Source organism: Fimbriimonas ginsengisoli Gsoil 348 (genome assembly GCF_000724625.1).
Classification (GTDB): domain Bacteria; phylum Armatimonadota; class Fimbriimonadia; order Fimbriimonadales; family Fimbriimonadaceae; genus Fimbriimonas; species Fimbriimonas ginsengisoli.
Genome location: NZ_CP007139.1, coordinates 208,736 through 226,129, shown reverse-complemented (window position 1 = coordinate 226,129; position 17,394 = coordinate 208,736). Strand labels below are relative to the sequence as shown.

The 17,394-nt window shown below is 61.8% G+C and carries 16 protein-coding genes; 2 read left to right on the top strand and 14 right to left on the bottom strand.

The window, feature by feature from the left end:
- Window positions 1-181 precede the first annotated feature (181 nt).
- Entirely contained in the window at window positions 182-1,570 is a 1,389-nt protein-coding gene (gene tilS / locus OP10G_RS01105) for a tRNA lysidine(34) synthetase TilS (protein WP_025227737.1), read from the bottom strand.
- Window positions 1,571-1,744: 174 nt separating this feature from the next.
- Between tilS and OP10G_RS01100 the strand changes: the two genes are divergently transcribed.
- Window positions 1,745-2,935, top strand: a complete 1,191-nt coding sequence (locus OP10G_RS01100) for a glycine C-acetyltransferase (RefSeq protein ID WP_173425309.1) — start codon at window positions 1,745-1,747, stop codon at window positions 2,933-2,935.
- A 4-nt stretch (window positions 2,936-2,939) separates the two neighbouring features.
- Here OP10G_RS01100 and OP10G_RS23730 read toward each other — a convergent pair whose 3' ends face one another.
- From OP10G_RS23730 to OP10G_RS01085, 4 genes are all read right to left on the bottom strand, one after another.
- Window positions 2,940-3,671: a LuxR C-terminal-related transcriptional regulator gene (locus OP10G_RS23730; RefSeq protein ID WP_052547454.1), complete on the bottom strand. Its 732-nt coding sequence runs from the start codon at window positions 3,669-3,671 to the stop codon at window positions 2,940-2,942.
- Between the two features lie 229 nt (window positions 3,672-3,900).
- Window positions 3,901-4,788 (bottom strand): PAS domain-containing protein, encoded by an 888-nt coding sequence (locus tag OP10G_RS27305; RefSeq protein ID WP_338031937.1) that lies wholly within the window; start codon window positions 4,786-4,788, stop codon window positions 3,901-3,903.
- A 33-nt stretch (window positions 4,789-4,821) separates the two neighbouring features.
- Window positions 4,822-5,754 (bottom strand): CheR family methyltransferase, encoded by a 933-nt coding sequence (locus OP10G_RS27300; protein WP_227625026.1) that lies wholly within the window; start codon window positions 5,752-5,754, stop codon window positions 4,822-4,824.
- A gap of 91 nt (window positions 5,755-5,845) precedes the next feature.
- Complete coding sequence (locus OP10G_RS01085; RefSeq protein ID WP_025227739.1) at window positions 5,846-6,835, bottom strand: chemotaxis protein CheB; 990 nt, start codon at window positions 6,833-6,835, stop codon at window positions 5,846-5,848.
- Window positions 6,836-6,951: 116 nt separating this feature from the next.
- Here OP10G_RS01085 and OP10G_RS01080 point away from each other — a divergent pair, with 116 nt between their 5' ends.
- Complete coding sequence (locus tag OP10G_RS01080) at window positions 6,952-7,170, top strand: hypothetical protein (protein WP_025227740.1); 219 nt, start codon at window positions 6,952-6,954, stop codon at window positions 7,168-7,170.
- Here the strand turns inward: OP10G_RS01080 and ilvD are convergent.
- The 9 genes from ilvD to ilvB all read right to left on the bottom strand — a co-directional run bounded on the left by ilvD (window position 7,154) and on the right by ilvB (window position 16,893).
- Window positions 7,154-8,836, bottom strand: coding sequence for a dihydroxy-acid dehydratase (gene ilvD / locus OP10G_RS01075; RefSeq protein WP_025227741.1), 1,683 nt, complete (start codon window positions 8,834-8,836; stop codon window positions 7,154-7,156). The genes OP10G_RS01080 and ilvD overlap by 17 nt on opposite strands.
- A 33-nt stretch (window positions 8,837-8,869) precedes the next feature.
- Window positions 8,870-9,652 carry a hypothetical protein gene (locus OP10G_RS01070; protein WP_025227742.1) on the bottom strand — a complete coding sequence of 261 codons (783 nt, stop codon included), beginning with the start codon at window positions 9,650-9,652 and terminating at the stop codon, window positions 8,870-8,872.
- A gap of 106 nt (window positions 9,653-9,758) precedes the next feature.
- On the bottom strand, window positions 9,759-11,291 hold the full coding sequence (gene ilvA / locus OP10G_RS01065) for a threonine ammonia-lyase, biosynthetic (protein ID WP_038472302.1): 1,533 nt from the start codon (window positions 11,289-11,291) through the stop codon (window positions 9,759-9,761).
- Complete coding sequence (locus OP10G_RS01060) at window positions 11,288-12,106, bottom strand: ABC transporter ATP-binding protein (protein WP_025227744.1); 819 nt, start codon at window positions 12,104-12,106, stop codon at window positions 11,288-11,290. Before OP10G_RS01060 ends, ilvA begins: the two co-directional genes overlap by 4 nt.
- A 434-nt stretch (window positions 12,107-12,540) precedes the next feature.
- On the bottom strand, window positions 12,541-13,074 hold the full coding sequence (locus OP10G_RS01055; RefSeq protein WP_025227745.1) for a hypothetical protein: 534 nt from the start codon (window positions 13,072-13,074) through the stop codon (window positions 12,541-12,543).
- Between the two features lie 161 nt (window positions 13,075-13,235).
- Window positions 13,236-14,243: a ketol-acid reductoisomerase gene (gene ilvC, locus OP10G_RS01050; protein WP_025227746.1), complete on the bottom strand. Its 1,008-nt coding sequence runs from the start codon at window positions 14,241-14,243 to the stop codon at window positions 13,236-13,238.
- Window positions 14,244-14,246: 3 nt separating this feature from the next.
- The gene (locus OP10G_RS01045) at window positions 14,247-14,528 is read right to left on the bottom strand and encodes a hypothetical protein (protein ID WP_025227747.1); all 282 of its coding nucleotides are present in this window, start codon (window positions 14,526-14,528) and stop codon (window positions 14,247-14,249) included.
- A 9-nt stretch (window positions 14,529-14,537) separates the two neighbouring features.
- The gene (ilvN, locus tag OP10G_RS01040) at window positions 14,538-15,017 is read right to left on the bottom strand and encodes an acetolactate synthase small subunit (protein WP_025227748.1); all 480 of its coding nucleotides are present in this window, start codon (window positions 15,015-15,017) and stop codon (window positions 14,538-14,540) included.
- 178 nt (window positions 15,018-15,195) lie between these two features.
- Window positions 15,196-16,893: a biosynthetic-type acetolactate synthase large subunit gene (ilvB, locus tag OP10G_RS01030; RefSeq protein WP_025227750.1), complete on the bottom strand. Its 1,698-nt coding sequence runs from the start codon at window positions 16,891-16,893 to the stop codon at window positions 15,196-15,198.
- Between the last annotated feature and the right edge of the window lie 501 nt (window positions 16,894-17,394).

Genomic DNA, 17,394 nt, shown 5'->3' with positions numbered 1-17,394 from the left:
CGAGGGAAATCTTTCCTTAACGATATTGGCTACGCTACGGCGCACCGTCCCGTTCCTATTATGGCTTTGAGAACGCAAGACGGGTTCGCAACTGGTTTTGCTCACTGATTTTAGAAGTTCTGCCAATATTCCCATGGTTCTACGGGATCTATGGCTCAAGGGTGGCTAGGTCCATTAGACCTTATCGGTCGTTTGGTGAAATTCTCGCAAACCTTACGGTCAGGACGAGGTCGGTGGACGCTTCGGGCCGAACCCGCTCGTCGAGGCAGACCCCCGGCGCCCAGATCGGCCCAACCAGGTCGCACACGATCGGAAGGCGGCTCCGGGCAGCCGGGGTCAGACCGGACTCGGACAGAAGATCGGAAAGCTTGCGTTGGCCCGAAAAGCCGAGTGGCCTCATCGTGTCGCCCGATCCCGCGGTGCGAAAGTACAACGTTCCTTTTGTTTTGCGACGGTCGATTCTTGTGCTGAGCTCGGCCCGTGCGGGGGAAACCTGATCGTATGCCTCTTCGAACGCGGTGAATTGCCATCCGAATTCGTCGCTCATCGTTTCTCCCGGGATGGTTAGCGCGTAGCGGAACGGCTGCGTGGGCTGCAGGCGGCGAGCGCCAACCAACTCCGGGGTCCACTCGACCACGACTTCGCCGCCGTCGGCGGTTACCGACCCTCGCTCTTGGCTCGCAATTCCGGAAAGCAGAATGGAGGTTTGCTCGTGGTCGAGGCTCGCTTCCAGCGCCTCCACTGCCAGGCGGATGGCCCGCCGGAAGAGCACGGGCGGCAAACCGCTCAAACGGCCCCGATCGAAGTACACCTCGACATCCTCCGTGAGGAACTTGAGCTCTCCGTTGACGGAAATTTCCGACTGTTCGAGCGCCGCCGCCGCCATCCCGCTTAAGAATCGATCCTCCTCCTGCACCAGGCTCGCGAGGCGCATCAGCGCCGAGTCGGCGGCTGGATTAATCGAGCGAAGCTCGGGAAGCACTCGGTGCCGGATGCGGGCTCGGGAGAAGCTCAGGTCGGAGTTGGCCGGGTCGTCGTGGAACCAGAAGCCGTTCTCCTCGCAATAAGCTCGGGTCTGTTCGCGGCTAAAGATGAGGATTGGACGAACGATCTCCTCCCTGCGCTCGGGAATCCCCCCGAGCCCCGTCAGACCGGTGCCGCGGGTCAAATTGAGGAGCATCGTCTCCACGTGGTCGTTTCGGGTGTGGGCAGTGGCGATGAGCTGACAGTCGAGCTGATAGGCCGCCTGCCGGAAGAAGCCGTACCGGGCCTCGCGTCCGGCTTCCTCTAGCCCCATTCCGAGCTCTTGGGACATGCGAGGAACATCGGCCCGACCGGAGACGAACGGGATGTCAAGACTTTCCGCAAACGCCTCGCACAGGCGCATCTCCGTATCCGCTTCTTCTCGCTGCCCGTGGTGAAGGTGTGCGGCAACCACGTCGACTCCCGCCACCCGGAGCATGTGAAGCAGGCAGGTGCTATCCGCACCGCCGCTGTACCCCACGAGAACCCGTGCCCCTTCCGGAATCAGACCTGAGGCGCCAAGGTGGCGCCGGAAGCGATCGAGCATTTATATGATTCTGGCATCTCGCGGACAAGACCCGCCTCCCCTACGGCTACAACGCTTCGCGTTATCCTGCCCCGGCGGAGTGGCTCCCCCGGAACGCCGTTAACCCTCACCCTCTGCGACCGCTGCCAACGATCACGCGCAAGAGATCGCGTCTATTTGGCCAAAATGGTGGGGATGAACGCTCGGTTGCAGTCTTGGCTAGGAGATCAGATTCAGACTCTGAAGGATCAAAACCTTTATAAGGTGCCGAAGATCCTGGAGACGGCCGCCGGTGGCCGAGTTCGGATGAACGGTAAGGAGGTCGTCAACCTCGCCAGTAACAACTACCTCGGCCTCGCGAACCATCCGAACGTGGTGGCGGCGGCTCACGAGGCGATCGACAGATGGGGCGTCGGCGCGGGCGCGGTGCGCTGGATCGGCGGCACGATGTCCGTTCACGAAGAGCTCGAGGAGCGGCTCGCCAAGTTCAAGCACACGGAAGCGGTCCTCGTGTTCACTGGCGGCTTCACCGCCAACTCGGGAACGATCCCGGCCGTGGTCACGGATAAGGACGTGATCATCAGCGACGAGCTGAACCACGCATCGATCATCGACGGCGTGCGGCTCTCGGCGGCGAAATACAAGAAGAGCGAAGGATACGTCTATCCGCATAAGGATATGGAGGCGCTGGAGAAGATTCTCCAGAACACCCAGAGTTTCGAGAAACGGATGATCATCACCGACGGCGTTTTCTCGATGGACGGAGATATCGCCCCGCTGCCGACCATCGTGGAACTGGCGGAGAAGTACGACGCCTTCGTCATGGTGGACGACGCCCATGCCAGCGGAGTGCTTGGGAAGAACGGCGCCGGCTCGACCTCCCACTTCAACCTGTACGGCCGCGTCGACATTCAACTTGGGACGTTGAGCAAGGCGCTCGGCGTGGTCGGCGGATATATCGCCGGGTCGGCAGTGCTCAAGGATTGGCTCATTAACCGAGGCCGCCCCTACCTGTTCAGTACCGCGCATCCGCCGATGGTGGCGGCCGCCCTAATCGCGGCGCTCGACGTCATGGAGAACGATCCGGAGCCGATGCGACGGCTCTGGGACAACACGCGTTGGTGGAAGGCCGCCCTCAACGAGGCCGGGTTCGACACGATGGGGAGCGAGACGCCCATCACGCCCGTGTACGTCGGCGACGAAGGAAAGGCGCAGGAGATGGAGCGCGCGCTTTGGGAAGAAGGGGTTTACGCGCTCGCCATCGTATTCCCAACCGTCGGCCGGGGAAAGGCGCGCATTCGAACCATGCCGAGCGCGGCGCACACTCAGGCGGACCTGGAGTTTGCTTTGCAGGCATTCAAGCGAGTCCGCGATCGTTTGAGTTAGCCGCTCATCTAAGGCCGATCCGGGGAGGTATCAGGGCGCGGCGACGCGCTTCCACCTCCGCCATAAATTCGCGGATTACGCAGATGGCCATCGTACCGGCGGGACCGCGGAACCCTTCTACCGAGATGATGGCGCGGAAAAGGCTCCCGTCTTCGCGCCTCCCGAAGACCGGATACTCTTCACCCATCGCGATCCTCGCGAAGTTCTCGCCGGACAAATAACGACAGAGCCGTTCCTCCGCCTCCGCTTGTTGTTGTCGCGCGACGAGGCTGCCAACACATCTCCCTTTGAGAGGCTCCTTGATTCCAAAAAGCCGCTCCGCGGCTTGGTTTGCCAGGATGATCCGCAGGTCGTCGTCGAAAACGATTACTGCTTCCGGGGCGCAGTCCAGGGCCATCGCATGCCAACCCTGTCGTCCAAGCGCGCCCAAGTCTCTCGTGGCCTCGGCAAGTTCGGCCCTAAGTCTCGCTTGCTCATTTTCGAGTTCGGCGATTCGCAGACGCAACGACTCCTCGGCCTTCTTGGCCCTCTCGGTTAGAATCGTTGCCACGAGTTGGGTTCGAGAATACTGCCCGAGTTTGCTCCGGATACGAACCCAGTAGCTGTTGACGGTGCTGACGCTGATTCCAAGGGTCTGAGCGATCTGCTCGTCGGTGAAGCCGGAAACCGCGAACTCCAAGACCTCTCGCTCTCGGGAGCTTGGTTCCAGTTTGGTGCCGTTTGTCGAATCGCTCATCAGCTTCGCTTCCTCATTTGCTAAGCCCAAATCCGCCGGACAAAGAGCCGGCTGAGGTAATCCGTGTCCCATTTTTTTACCACGGAACTTAAGAGTGCGGCGTGGGAATTGGGCTAGAGGGGGCCTCCCCGCCACCGCACCCATCCTTCGCCTCGCTGAGGGTGGGACTACATCACTATAATCCGGCCAAAGGAGGAGGACTGTAGACGAAACTGTGTACGTTGAAACGCTACGTGCCGTTACAGGCGGTTAGGACGATCACCCCGGCCTGCTGGCCCGCGTGGCTGAAGAGCGGGCTAAATGTGACCTGACAATTTAGAGGGCGCCCTCTACGGTTGATGGCGTCGACCGTAATCGACTGGGGTTCCTTGGTAGCAAGGCAAGCCCGGATCGGCTGGCGGAGCTGCTCGAGAGGGAGGCCAATATCCAAATTGAGAAGATGCTTGCCGGCCGCCTCCTCTCTCCGTATTCCCCACAGGTCCTCCGAACGGTGATTCCAAGCCAAGACATGGAGGTCGTGATCCAAGACGATAACGCCGTCCCGCAAGCCGGCGAGAATCGATTCTAAGAATGAGTTGGCGCGATTTAGTTCGTTGCTCCGCTTCCGTAATTCGTCGTTGATCGTTTCGAGTTCTTCGTTCGCCGCCTGCAATTCCTCGTTCATCGTTTCCAACTCTTCGTTGGTGCTTTGCAATTCCTCGTTGGTGGTTTCGAGCTCTTCCACCGTCGATTGCAGCTCCTCGTTGGTGGTTTGCAGCTCCTCGTTTGTCGATTGGACCTCTTCATAGGCCGTCTCCAACTCCTGGTTGAAATTCAGCAGCTCGTTTTGGAGAAGCTTGTTTTGAGTGACGTCTTCGAAAGCGATGCTCGTGCCAACGAAGTCGCCCGAGTCGGTTTCCAGTGGCGTGATCGTGATGTCGAGCACCACGGTTTCGCCGGTGATCTTCGTCCAGGCTACGTCCTTATGAACGATCGGCCGCCGCTGGAGGCCCGCCTGTTCGATACCGGACCGCAGCTCGGCCGGACGGAAGGAGATGTCCAGATCTTGAAAAGCTTTCCCGAGGTCCCGGTTGCCGATCGCCAACGTCGTCCGCGCCCGTTCATTGGCGACGGCCAGCCTTCCGCCTACGTCCAGGGCAATCTGCGCGACTCAGCCCGAGTCGAGAGCCGCATCGCGTAGGCGATTGGTGGAAGCCGGCTCGAAGCGGGGAAGGTAGTCGCCGGTAGGGGCTGCCAGCATGTGCATCCGATCGCGAAAACGCGTCTTTCCAACCCGGGAGAAGATTTGATTCTTCAGGTCGACCGGCACGAAAAGGTTCGTGTGGGTGAGCAGGGTTTCGGCCTTGCCGAGGAACAGAAATCCCCCGTCGGTGAGCGCGAAGTGGAAACGAGCCAAGATTCGCTCCTGCGTTTCCGCGTTGAAATACATCAAGGTATTCCGGCAAAGAAGTAGGTCCACGCGTGAGATCGGGGCGTCTTGGATCAGATCGTGGCGACCAAAGATGATCGAGCGGCGCAGATCGCGGTCGAAGACGAGGCGGTCGTTCACCGCCTCGAAGTATTTCTTCACGAACTCGGGCGGAATGGCCTGGACGTCGCGCTCGGAATAGAAAGCGCTGCGGCAGGTCGACAAAGCATCGTCGTCCAGATCGGTCGCGTAAATCTTTACACGCTCGCGAAAGGCCTGGATTCCCATCGCCTCGGCCAAAAGCATCGAGATCGAGTAAGCCTCTTCGCCCGAAGCGCAGCCGGCGACCCACACGCGGATCTGCTCATCCGGCGTCTTCGTGGCCAACAACTGGGGAATGATCTCGGCGGCCAGGTATTCCCACGCCTCGGGGTCTCGAAAAAAGGCGGTGACGTTGATGAGAATCGTGTTGAAAAGGTCCTGAAACTCGTCGGGATGGACCTCAAGATAGTCTAGGTACTCGGAATACGACGCGGAGCCGACGATTTGCATCCGCTTTTGCCCGCGGCGCTGAAGGGTGGTTCGTTTGTAGGCAGAGAAGTCAAATCCGCGGGTGGACTTGAGATAAACCAGAAGCCTCTCAAAGTCGGCGGTAGGCGTGGTTCTTTCTATCACGACATCAGTCTACTAAACCAAGTATCAAAGGCGAGTCGTTCTTTTTACTGAAAGAAAAATGAGGATAGGGATTCGAACGCGACCGGAGCGCTCAGACTTCGGAAGGAGCATGACGTCCGCGGGTAAGTCCGAGCGCGCGGCTTAGCAGCTCCATTTGACTCTTCCCCTCGTCTATCTTCGACCGAAAGTTCCTCGCCGAAATTTGGAATCCCTTACTCTCCGCTCTCGTCGCCATTCTTTCGAGGAGCGCGTTGTGCTCCTTCACGGCGCGGAGGGCGGTCCAGAGGGCGGCTTCTAAAACCTCTTCCTGTTCCTGTGCCAACGACTCCTGCAAGTAGCTGTGGCCGACGCGGCAGCAATAATGGCTGATACCATCCTCGTATAGCTCAAACAAAGTGCCCTGGCACTCCGGACAGACGAAAGGGGAAGGTCGTCCCGTGTTCTCCAAGTCCTCGAGCTCAGACAGGTTCAGTTCGGTTTGATCCGGCATGTCGATCTCTTTCTCCCAGGGGACCGGTTGTTCGACGAGCTCACGTATCTTGGGACCGATCTCTTCCAAAGAGAGCACGTAATCGACTCCGACCGTTTGGATGGCGTTCCGAGGCATGTCGCCGAACATCGCATCGTGCGGGTCTTGAGCGATGGTGATTCCGCCGAAGCGCTTGATCGCCGCCATGCCGATCGTTCCGTCGTCCAAGAGGCCGGTGAGCAGCAGACCGATAGCCGCCGGCCCGTGGCTTCGCGCGACCGTCCGAAAGAGCGGATCGATGGCAGGCCGGTTTCCGTTTTCACGAGGCCCAACGACGAGGTGCAGCCGCCCGTCGTGAACTACCATGTGCTTCCCCGGCGGAGCCACATAGATTTGGCCGGTGCGGATCCTTTCTCCGTCTTCCCCACGCTTGGCTTTCAGATTTCCCCGCCGGCTCAGGATCTCGGGCAGCACGCTGGTCGCGTTCTCCGGCAGGTGAAGAACGATGAGAACGGCCGCATTTAGATCGTTCGGCAGCTTTGCCACCAAACGTGAAAGCGCTTCTACCCCGCCGGCCGAGGTCCCGATGGCGAGAATGCGTTCCTTACCCATGGGTGTTCTTTTGGCGACGGATCTAGCTCGGACGTTCAATTTTTTTATATGTAGCGTCCAGCGCTACATATAATTAACGTCAAAGGAATAGCAGATAAGGATAGTAAAACAACCTTATGGGAACCGGAGCCAGCGCGACCTACGTCGTCATCGCTTCGGACTGCTGCGTTGACGGAGCGATGTTCACCCGCGGCCAAAAGCTACCGCTCGCGATGGGCCGCGTTTTCGGGCCTCGGCTGGTGCAGATGGGGATCGTAAGGAAAGAACAGAGGGAAATTCCCCTCCCCAACGATCCCTCGCCTCGGCAAAGTGTAACGGCTACGGATTATCCGTAACCGCGCCCCGGCAGGCTGGCCCCACGATACGGGCGTATTTGGCCAGTGCTCCTCGCGTGTACTGAGGCGCGGGTGCGCTCCACGCGGCGTGGCGAGCGGCCAGCTCCTCATCGGAGAGGGCGACGCTGAGCTCCCCCTTTTCCGCATCGACGGTGATAAGGTCGCCGTCCCGCACGAGTGCGATCGGTCCCCCCTCTTGGGCCTCCGGACCGACATGGCCGACCATAAGCCCGCGTGTGGCCCCCGAAAAACGGCCGTCGGTGAGGAGCGCCACTTCGTAACCAAGCCCTTGGCCGACGATGGCGGACGTGACGCCGAGCATCTCCCGCATTCCGGGGCCGCCTCTCGGCCCTTCATATCGGATCACCACCACGTCGCCCGACTGGATTTCCCTTCGCTGAACGGCGGCCATGGCATCCTCTTCCCGATCGAAGCATCGAGCGGGGCCGGTTTGGCGGAGTTTCTTAACCCCCGTGGTCTTGACCACGCCCCCGTCGGGAGCGAGGTTGCCGCGAACGATCGCGAAGCCGCCGTGGGTGTCGACCGGGTTCGCGAGCGTGCGAACCACGTCCTGCCCTGGCGGCACCACGATCCCTTCCAGCTCCTCGGCCAGCGTCTTGCCGGTTACGGTCAGACAATGCCCGTGGAGCACTCCCGCGTCGAGCATCGCCCTGAGTACAGCGGGCACCCCTCCGACCTTGTACAGATCGAGCATCACATACTTGCCGCCGGGGCGGAGGTCGGCGAGTGTGGGAGTGCGGGCGGAGATCCGGGCGACGTCGTCGAGCGTGATTTCGATCCCGAGTTCGTGGGCGATGGCGGGAATGTGCAACGCGACGTTGGTCGACCCGCCGGTGGCGGCGCCGATGGCGATCGCGTTTTCGAATGCTTCCTTCGTGAGGATCTGGCTGGGAAGGATCCCTTTGTTCAGCGCGTTTACGGCGGCTTCGCCGACGCGTACCAGCCACGCTTCGCGCTCCTTCGATTCGGCCGGAGGGGCGCCCGAGCCAAGAACCGCCATCCCAAGCGCCTCGGCTACGCATGCCATCGTGTTCGCGGTGTATTGGCCGCCGCACGCCCCGGCTCCGGGGCAGACGGCGCATTCCACCGCATGTAGCTCGTCGCTGTCGATCTTCCCCGCAGCGTAAGCGCCGGCCGCCTCGAAAGCGTCCTGGATGGTGACGTCCTTATCTTTGAACCGGCCCGGCATAATGGTCCCGCCGTAGAGGAAAACGCTGGGAACGTCGAGGCGGGCCATCGCCATAAGCATCCCGGGCAGGCTCTTATCGCACCCGGCGACTCCGACGAGCCCGTCGTAGCAGTGCCCGCGCATCATCAGCTCGACGGAGTCGGCGATGACCTCGCGAGAGACGAGGGACGCCTTCATCCCCTCGTGTCCCATCGCGATACCATCGCTGACCGAGATCGTGTTGAAGCGCCGGGGAGTGGCGCCCTGAGTCTTGATTGCCTCCGCGACCCGAAGCCCTTGGACGTCGAGATTTACGTTGCAGGGAGTCGCCTCGCTCCAAACCGTAGCGACGCCGATCCAAGGCTGGCGCATATCCTGGTCACCCAGTCCCATCGCCCGCAGCATCGCCCGGTTCGCGGTCTTATCGGGTCCTTCGGTGATGGTTCGGGATTTATGACGAGGATCGAATGCGCTCATGCCAAAGAGTTTGGCATGAGCGCTCCGGAGTTACTACGGCGCCCAGGCCAGGTTCGGTGAACTCGGCAACGGGGCGGTCAGCATGTTGTCCCATCCGACTTGATTGGCATCATAGGTCATCGCCGAGTTGTACAGCGACGAAAAATCCATCCGGTTCGGGTCGAAGAAGATGGAGCCGGAGAGCGGAATTTGCGTCGGATACATCGGGGCCGACCATCCGTAAGCCGGCATGACGTCCGGTACCGAGTAGTCGATTGGATAGACGGCGTCCGCGTTCGATTCGTAGACCGGCTCGACCGTTACGTTGTCAACTGCGAAGGCCGACCCATTCGGATCGGTGGAGACCACTTGAACCTCGGTCGGAAGGCCGGTGTTCGGGACCACGTTGGTCAGCGTGACCCATTGACCAGTGCGATCGGTCGAGCCGACGGTCGTCGTTTCGCCGCTCGCGCTGGCGGTGCCGAGCGATACGCTGCCGTACTGAACGAACACATCGGCGGTTACCCGCAGGAACGGAGCGTCGCTCGTAATCTGTTGGGCGATCCCGCCGCCTTGACCCTTGTCGTAGACCACGATCGATGATTCGCCCGCGCCGCCATAGCCCGTAGGCGAAAGTTCGGTGAACACCGGCCCGTCGCCCGAAATGACGTCCCATCCGGGAGCGTTCGAAGCGGTGGCTTGCCCCGGGGTCTCGAGCGTGGCCGGCGCGCCGTTACCGTCGTCGAAGCTGCCGTTTTGGATCAGGGACTGGGCTTGAGCCTGAAAGGCGCATGTCGCCAGGCACGCGCCGATGAAGAGTTTCAGAGCATTCTTCATCTCGTTCCTCCTCAACGCCGAAGCGCTTATAGATAATTGGACCGCCCGCCCGGCGATCCCGTTCAGATCAACCTTGGTCTAAACGGGCGAACCCTTTTCACATAGGCTATCTTCCCAAGAACAACCTTAGAACTTGCGAATCGGTTTGCTCGGTGAAGCCGTAGCCGACTTCGGCGAGGAAGTCGTTGAAGGCGGCGTTCGTCTCGGGAGGTACTTGGATGCCGCAGAGTACGCGTCCCCGTTCGGCCCCGTGGTTTCGGTAGTGAAAGAGGGAGATGTTCCACGCGCCGTGGAGCCGGTCCAAGAATTCGGCGAGCGCACCGGTGCGCTCGGGGAAATCGAAGTGGAAAACCCGCTCGTTGGTGGCGGCCGCGCAACGGCCGCCGACCATGTGGCGAACGTGAGTCTTGGCGATCTCATCGTCAGTTAGATCGAGAGAGGCGTATCCCCCTTCCGAAAGCTGGTCGATGAGGGCGGCCCGTTCCGCCGAGTCCCGAACCTGGATTCCCACGAACACCGCGGCTTCGTCGGCGTTCCCCATCCGGTAATTGAACTCGGTGACGCTCCGATCTCCGAGCGCTCCGCATAATTGTCGGAACGCCCCGGGACGCTCGGGGATGGTGACGGCAAGCACCGCCTCGTGCTGCTCGCCGATTTGAGCCCGCTCAGCGATGGTCCGAAGTCGGTCGAAGTTGAGGTTCGCCCCCGAGGCGATGGCGATCAGGGTGTGCTCGCGAAGACCGAGCCGCTCCGCGTACGATCGCAACCCGGCATATGCGAGCGCCCCCGCTGGTTCTAACACCGCCCGGCGATCTTCGAAAATCTCCTTAACGGCGGCGCAGATCGCGTCGTTGGAGACCACCTCCACCGCGTCGACCCAATCCCGGGCGATCCGGAACGTCTCCTCGCCCGGCGTGCGGACGGCGACGCCGTCCGCGAAGAGACCGACCCGCTCCAGCGTGATCCTCTCGTCCGCGGCGAGCGAACGGTGGAGGGCATCGCTGTCTTCGGGCTCCACCCCGACGATTTTGACGTCCGGGCGAAGCTGCTTAAGCGCGAGCGCCACCCCGGCGACCAGCCCGCCGCCGCCAACGGGGACGAAGACCGCGTCGATCCTTCCCGAATGCTGCTCGTCGATTTCGAGCCCCACCGTCCCCTGGCCGGCGATGACGTCAGGATGGTCGTACGGATGAACGAACGTGAGACCACGCTCGCGTTCGAGCTGCCGAGCGTGCGCGTAAGCCTCGTCGTACGAATCGCCGTGCAGAACCAGCTCCGCGCCCAGACGGCGAATCGCCTCTTGCTTGATCTCGGGAGCGGTGCGGGGAACCACGATGACGGCGTGAGCGCCCAGGTGCTGGGCGGCCAGCGCCACGCCCTGCGCATGATTACCGGCCGACGCCGCCACCACGCCCTGCTCGAGAGCGGACGCATCCAGCCTGGCCATCATGTTGTACGCGCCGCGAAGCTTGAACGAGAACACCGGCTGCTGGTCTTCTCGCTTAAGGAGGACCCGGTTCCCAAGCCGCCGCGACAGGACTGGGCAGAGGTCGAGTGGCGAGCGAACGGCGACGTTGTACACCGCCGAGGAGCGCATGCGGCGCAGGTATTCGCGAGGGGAGATTTCGGTGGTGTTCATCTTCGCACCTGGGCGGAATAGGGGCCATCCCCTTGGAGAACGATGTCGGTGCAGAAGAGCTGAGAGAGGTTTTGGCTCGTCATCACTTCCCGACGGGGTCCATCGGCGAGGATTCGACCCGCCTTCAGCAGGACGACCCGGTCGATCTCCGGGATGATCTCTTCAAGGTGGTGAGTGACGAGCACGAGCCCTTTGCCGGTCCGTCGCAACGTCTCCAGAAGGGCGTGGGCGCTTACCAGATCGAGGCTGGTCGTCGGCTCGTCGAGAAGAAGGGAACCCGGGTCGTGGGCGAGCGCCCGGGCAATCAAAACCCGCCGCGCCTCTCCCGACGAGAGCGCGCCGAAGACTCGATCCGATAGGTGGGCCGCCTCCGCCGCCACTAGCGCCGCCTGGGCTGCTGCGAGCCGCTCGGGCGTTCCCTCGTCGTAGTACACGCCGAGCTTGCCCTGGAACCCGGCGACGACTGCGTCGAGGACCGAAGTCTCTGGCAGGATTTGCGCCTGTAGGTCGTTCGTGACGATCCCCAGCTCTTTCCTTAGCTCGGTTACATTCCAACGCTGGCGGCCAAGAATTCGCATCGATCCGTGGTCGGCCCTGGGATAGAGCTCCCGGTCGATGAGCTTAACGAGGGTCGACTTGCCGCAACCGTTCGGCCCGAGGATCGCAACGTTCTCGCCTCGCTCGATGGTGAGAGAGACGGAGTCGAGGGCAATCCGTCCATCTCGCACGACGGTGACGTCGCGCATCTCCAAAAGCGCCCCGTAGCATCGGCTCCCAGCCGATGAATCTCCGGTCTCTACGAGTGGCTGTGGCATTACCGGAGCCCCTGGCGGGCGAGACGCCTGCGGTCCGAGTTGCGGGCGGGGACGCCCGCGCTCCCGTGGTCGGCGAGTGGCCTTTGCTTGATGAGCCCAAACCGATCTTCGCCAGCGTTAGCCCGGAACGGGCGACCTCCTAAAGCGAAGGGTGGAGCGGAGCGTAATCCTGGTGGAAAACAGCCATGACCCTGAGCCCTGAAGGAGCGATCTAATCTTTTGACGTCGATGGTCTCCGCCACCCTGCCCTCCCCCTCGGGAAAGGGAGAGGGTTCTCGCAGGCCAGACCGTTGTTGCTGAATTTGGTGCGCGGTCCTCGACTCACTTGTCCTGCTTCGGTGTTTGCAAGGGCAAGGTCCCTCCAAGCGGGAAAGGCGCCTCGTTTGGCACTCGGCGCGCATTTTGTCCGGAGACGAGTAAGGGTCTAACATCGGTTATCGGCGGGTGAAAAAGAGGATGCTGAGAAGGGTGGCGATGGTAGCGAGTGAGAGGGCGACGGCAAGGGCGATTCTTAGGTTCGTGACCTGCCGTTCCAGCGAGGTCAGGCGCTCGGAAGTCGTGCCGTGGCCGGCGATGGCCGACTCGCTCTCCTTAACCCGCTTTTCCAACTCCTCGAGCCATCTGAGGGTCTGCCGCCGCTCGCGGGCAGGTTCCAGGATCGTGGCGCGGATCTGGTCGCGCTCAACCTCCGTCAGCTCCTCGGCCTCACGTGCGGTGAGGCCGAATCCACCCAAATCCTTCTGAAACTGGTTAAGAAGGCGCTCGATCCCCGCCTCGTAAGACTCGTCGCTGAGATTACGTGCGAGGTCGGCCGCATCCGCCGCCAATCTGCGAATGCGACTTTCCACCGCATCGACCCGCGCCTTGTCCTTCCCCCAGGGAAGCTGCGACCAAAGGGCCCGACCCGCCTTGACGGCAGCGTCAACGGCGAAGTCCTTGAGAACCGGAGCGAGAATGGGGAGTGCCATGGTGTTGCGGTGTTCCTAGCCTGAGGCCTTACCTCTTCTAATGGGACGAATAGGACATCTGGCCGATATGAGTCTCATGTATCCCATTCGACCCATACGTCCCCTCGGTCCACAAGCTACAAGCCACAGTCCACGTGAACTTCGGCCCAACACCGTGTGCCCTAGACCGGCACCTCCTTCGTCTTCAAGAACGGCATCATCGCGCGCAGGCGTTTGCCGACTTCTTCGATCGGGTGCTTCGACTCCTCCTCGCGGTACCGCTTCATGTTCGGCAGGCCGGCTTCGTTCTCCTCGATCCAGCGTTTGGCGAAGGTGCCGTCCTGGATATCCTTGAGCAAACCGTTCATCGCTTCCCGGCTCTGAGAGTTGATTACCTTCGGACCGGCGGTGTAGTCGCCCCACTCGGCCGTGTCCGAGATCGAATAGCGCATGTAGTTGAGGCCGCCTTCGTAGAGGAGGTCGACGATGAGCTTGGTCTCGTGGAGGCACTCGAAGTAGGCCGCTTCCGGCTGGTAGCCCGCGTCCACGAGCGTCTCAAATCCGGCCTTGATAAGTGCCGAGAGGCCGCCGCACAGCACGGCCTGCTCACCGAATAGGTCCGTCTCAGTCTCCTCTTTGAACGTCGTTTCCAGAACGCCGGCTTTGCCCGAGCCGATGCCCCAAGCGTAGGCGAGCGCCCTCTCCTTCGCCTGACCCGTCGCGTCCTGATGAACCGCTACGAGGGCCGGCATCCCCGCGCCGCCGACGTATTCCGCGCGCAGCCGGTGACCGGGACCCTTCGGAGCCACCATCGCGACATCGACGTTCTTCGGCGGTTCGATGAGGCCGAAGTGGATGTTCAGACCGTGGGCGAATAGTAGTAGCTGCCCGTCGCGTAGTCTCGGTGCGACGCCGTCGTTGTAGATCTTGCTCATCGGCACGTCGGGGGTGCAGAACATGATCACATCGGCCCAGTCGGTAGCCTCCGGGACGTTCATCACGCAGAACCCGTCCCCTTCCGCCTTCGCCCGACTCTTGCTCCCCGGGTAGAGGGCGACGACGACCTCGACCCCCGAGTCGCGGAGATTCTGTGCGTGGGCATGCCCTTGAGAGCCGTAACCGACGACCGCGACCTTGCTCGACTTGATGAGCTCGGGATGAATGTCTTTTTCGTAATAGATGGTTGCCATGGATTAGATTTGGGGAAGACGTTTCTTCAGAACGATGACCAGGCGAGCGCCGAAGACGGTGCCAAGGAGCAACGCGGTCAGAGGGGCGAGAAAATCGTTGGAGGAGTGGTAGGAGGCGTAGGCTGCGCCAAAGACGAGCGCGATCTGGACGGCGCCCAAGATGAAGACCGAGACCGGGATCGGTTGCCCGGCTTGCCGCATCGAAGGGATCGCCCAGCCGAATACGCCGACGACGCCGGCGCACATTGCACCGGCCAAGATTGCCCAAATGATTCCTACCACCATGTGCGAAGATTAGACCCGCATCGCGACCAAGCCGGACCGGACCACCTCGCCCATGCCAAATGGGGTTAGCGCCTGGATCAGCCGTTCGATCTCGGCCGGACTGGTCGAAACCTCCACGACATATCCTTTTTCCGACGCCCTTGGCGTCCGGGCGTTGAACTCGGAGGCGATTCGGAAGACGGAATCGCGCTGCTCCGGCGTCGGTTTCACCCGAACGAGCGCGAGTTCGCGCTCGACCGCATCCTCCGGCTGAACGTCGGCGACCTCGACCACATCGATCAGCTTCTCGAGCTGGCGAAGGCACTGGTTGAGAGTGTTGTCGTCCCCTTCGACCACAAGGGTGAGGCGCGAAAAGCCGGGCTGCTCGCAATCCCCGGCGTTGAGCGAGGCGAGCGAGAACCCGCGGCGGCGGAAGAGAGAGACGAGGCGGTTAAGCGTCCCCGCCTCGTTCTGAACCAAGGCGGTGATGGTGTGTTGTCGTTTACTCACGCTGCGATCTCCTCGTACTCTTCCCACTCAGCCGTGGCACGGGCGGCCCGCCCGTGGGTATCACGCGCAGCTTGCGCGTGGAATTCGTATTGCTCGGGCGAGCCGCCCGAGATACACACGGGCAAGCTGCCCGTGCCACTCTCGTCCAAAAAGGGCCAACTTACAAAGCCGTACTCTTTCATTTCTTCGCCTCCGCGAACTGCTTCAGGGCCGGATCCATGACCAGGCTGTCGTTGGTGGCGCCGGCGGCGACCATCGGGAAGACGTTCTCCTCCATCTCGACGACGAACTCGCACAGGGTCGGACCCTGATGAGCTCTCGCCGCCGCGAACGTGGCTTCCAGATCTTCGGCCCGCGAGCAGCGGAAGAACGCGACCCCATAGGCGTCCGCGAGCTTGCCGTAGTCGGGCGAGCCCATCGCCACGTGGCTGTAGCGGTTGTCGTAGAACAGCTCCTGCCACTGCCGGACCATGCCGAGGTATCCGTTGTTGAGCAGGCAGATCTTAACGTTCAGGTTATTCTCGACCGCGGTCTGGAGCTCTTGCAGCGTCATCTGGAAGCCACCGTCGCCCACCACCGCCCAAACCTCTTCCTCCGGCCGTGCGAATTTCGCGCCCATGGCGGCGGGGAGGCCAAACCCCATCGTTCCGAGGCCGCCGCTGGAGAGCCAGTTCTTCGGCTCGCGGAAGCGGTAGAGCTGCGCCGTCCACATCTGGTGCTGCCCGACATCGGTGCTGACGATCGCCCGTCCGTCCGTCGCCTTGTTCAGCGCGTGCAAAACCGTGCGAGAAAGGAACCGCCCGTCCTCCGGTACGACGATCGGGAACTCCTCTTGCCACGCGCGAAGCTGTTTCCACCACCCTTCGTGCGTCTTGCGGGGTACGGCGGCAACGAACGCAGCAAGGGTTTGCGCGAGATCGCCGGTGACGGTGTGGAACGTATCGACGCTCTTGCCGAACTCGCTCGGATCGATATCGAAGTGGACGATCTTCGCTTTCGGCGCGAAGCCGGCCGTCTTGCCGGTCAGCCGGTCGTCGAACCGGTTGCCGATGCCGATAACGAGGTCCGCGTTTTGCACGGCGATAGTCGCCGAAGCTTCCCCGTGCATCCCCATCATTCCCATCGAGCGAGGATCGTCGCGCGGGATGGTGCCGAGGCCCAGGAGCGAGTTGATGATCGGCACGTCCGCCTTCTCGGCGAGCTCCCGGATGAGGTGAGAGGTCTCCGACCATACGACTCCGGCGCCGGAGATGACGACCGGCCGCTCGGCTTCTTGGAGCAAACGCACGGCTTCCGCGATCTCGTCGGCGCAGGGGTTGCCGGGCAGGGAATAGCCGCGGCGGACGACGCGCTCAGGGAACGGGATGGCCGTTTTGGCGATGAAGACGTCCTTGGGGATGTCGACGAGCACCGGCCCTTTGCGTCCGGTGTTGGCGAGGAAGAAAGCCTCTTCCAGCACGTACGGCAGATCGTGAACGTTGGTCACGAGGTAGTTGTGCTTAGTGATCGGGATCGTGATCCCCTGGATGTCGGTCTCCTGGAACGCATCCTTGCCGATCGCCCACGAGTTGACGTTGCCGGTAAGCACGACCATCGGAACCGAGTCCATGATCGCGGTGGCGATGCCGGTCACTAGGTTCGTGGCGCCCGGCCCGCTCGTGGCGAGGCAGACTCCGACCCGGTTCGTGGCCCGAGCATAACCGTCGGCCATGTGGGCCGCACATTGCTCGTGTCGCACGAGCACGTGCCGGACCTGCGGCCAATTCAACATCTCGTCGTACAGCGGCAGCACCACGCCGCCGGGGTAGCCGAACAGGGTGTCTACCCCTTGGCGTACCAACGCTTCCATCACTACTTGCGCACCAGATCGTTCCATCGTTCGTATTCGCTCCCGGTCCATCCTCGGACCTTGAGAGCCGACGGCGTTGTCGGCGCGTATCCTTCCTTTCGTTCACCTCTTTTGCTCGGCGGGCGCATCTGCGAGCCCTTAAAGCAGAGAAGGCCTTCCCGGTTTCCCAGGAAGGCCTTCTTTCATTCTTTCGAGTGTCGTCGTGTCTTCCCAGGTTTAAGTGGTAATGCCTAGAATAATTAGGGATAGAGACGCAAGCAGAAGCCCGGACACCTTGGTATCCCGGACCTGAACCTTGCTCGCGACGACGTGTGAACTCACGGTTACATACACCTTACACCATCCGCGCAGGTTTTGCCAACCTCTCCGGAGCCCCCTCCTCTTGCCGTCGCGGTTACCGTGTCCCATATTTCGACACCGCAGATCGCGAACGGGAGGAGGAGGGGGGTTGGGGGTGGAGGTTCCGGTCGTAGCACTGGTTTCCAGCCGATGGATCCATGTTTCCCCTTGCCAGTGGGTGTACGTTGG

What these genes read in the sequence shown, in the direction of transcription:
- tilS (WP_025227737.1), bottom strand. Translation starts at nt 1,570, where the DNA reads ATGCTCGATCGCTTCCGGCGCCACCTTGGCGCCTCAGGTCTGATTCCG.
- OP10G_RS01100 (WP_173425309.1), top strand. Translation starts at nt 1,745, where the DNA reads ATGAACGCTCGGTTGCAGTCTTGGCTAGGAGATCAGATTCAGACTCTG.
- OP10G_RS23730 (WP_052547454.1), bottom strand. Translation starts at nt 3,671, where the DNA reads ATGAGCGATTCGACAAACGGCACCAAACTGGAACCAAGCTCCCGAGAG.
- OP10G_RS01085 (WP_025227739.1), bottom strand. Translation starts at nt 6,835, where the DNA reads ATGGGTAAGGAACGCATTCTCGCCATCGGGACCTCGGCCGGCGGGGTA.
- OP10G_RS01080 (WP_025227740.1), top strand. Translation starts at nt 6,952, where the DNA reads ATGGGAACCGGAGCCAGCGCGACCTACGTCGTCATCGCTTCGGACTGC.
- ilvD (WP_025227741.1), bottom strand. Translation starts at nt 8,836, where the DNA reads ATGAGCGCATTCGATCCTCGTCATAAATCCCGAACCATCACCGAAGGA.
- OP10G_RS01070 (WP_025227742.1), bottom strand. Translation starts at nt 9,652, where the DNA reads ATGAAGAATGCTCTGAAACTCTTCATCGGCGCGTGCCTGGCGACATGC.
- ilvA (WP_038472302.1), bottom strand. Translation starts at nt 11,291, where the DNA reads ATGAACACCACCGAAATCTCCCCTCGCGAATACCTGCGCCGCATGCGC.
- OP10G_RS01060 (WP_025227744.1), bottom strand. Translation starts at nt 12,106, where the DNA reads ATGCCACAGCCACTCGTAGAGACCGGAGATTCATCGGCTGGGAGCCGA.
- OP10G_RS01055 (WP_025227745.1), bottom strand. Translation starts at nt 13,074, where the DNA reads ATGGCACTCCCCATTCTCGCTCCGGTTCTCAAGGACTTCGCCGTTGAC.
- ilvC (WP_025227746.1), bottom strand. Translation starts at nt 14,243, where the DNA reads ATGGCAACCATCTATTACGAAAAAGACATTCATCCCGAGCTCATCAAG.
- OP10G_RS01045 (WP_025227747.1), bottom strand. Translation starts at nt 14,528, where the DNA reads ATGGTGGTAGGAATCATTTGGGCAATCTTGGCCGGTGCAATGTGCGCC.
- ilvB (WP_025227750.1), bottom strand. Translation starts at nt 16,893, where the DNA reads ATGGAACGATCTGGTGCGCAAGTAGTGATGGAAGCGTTGGTACGCCAA.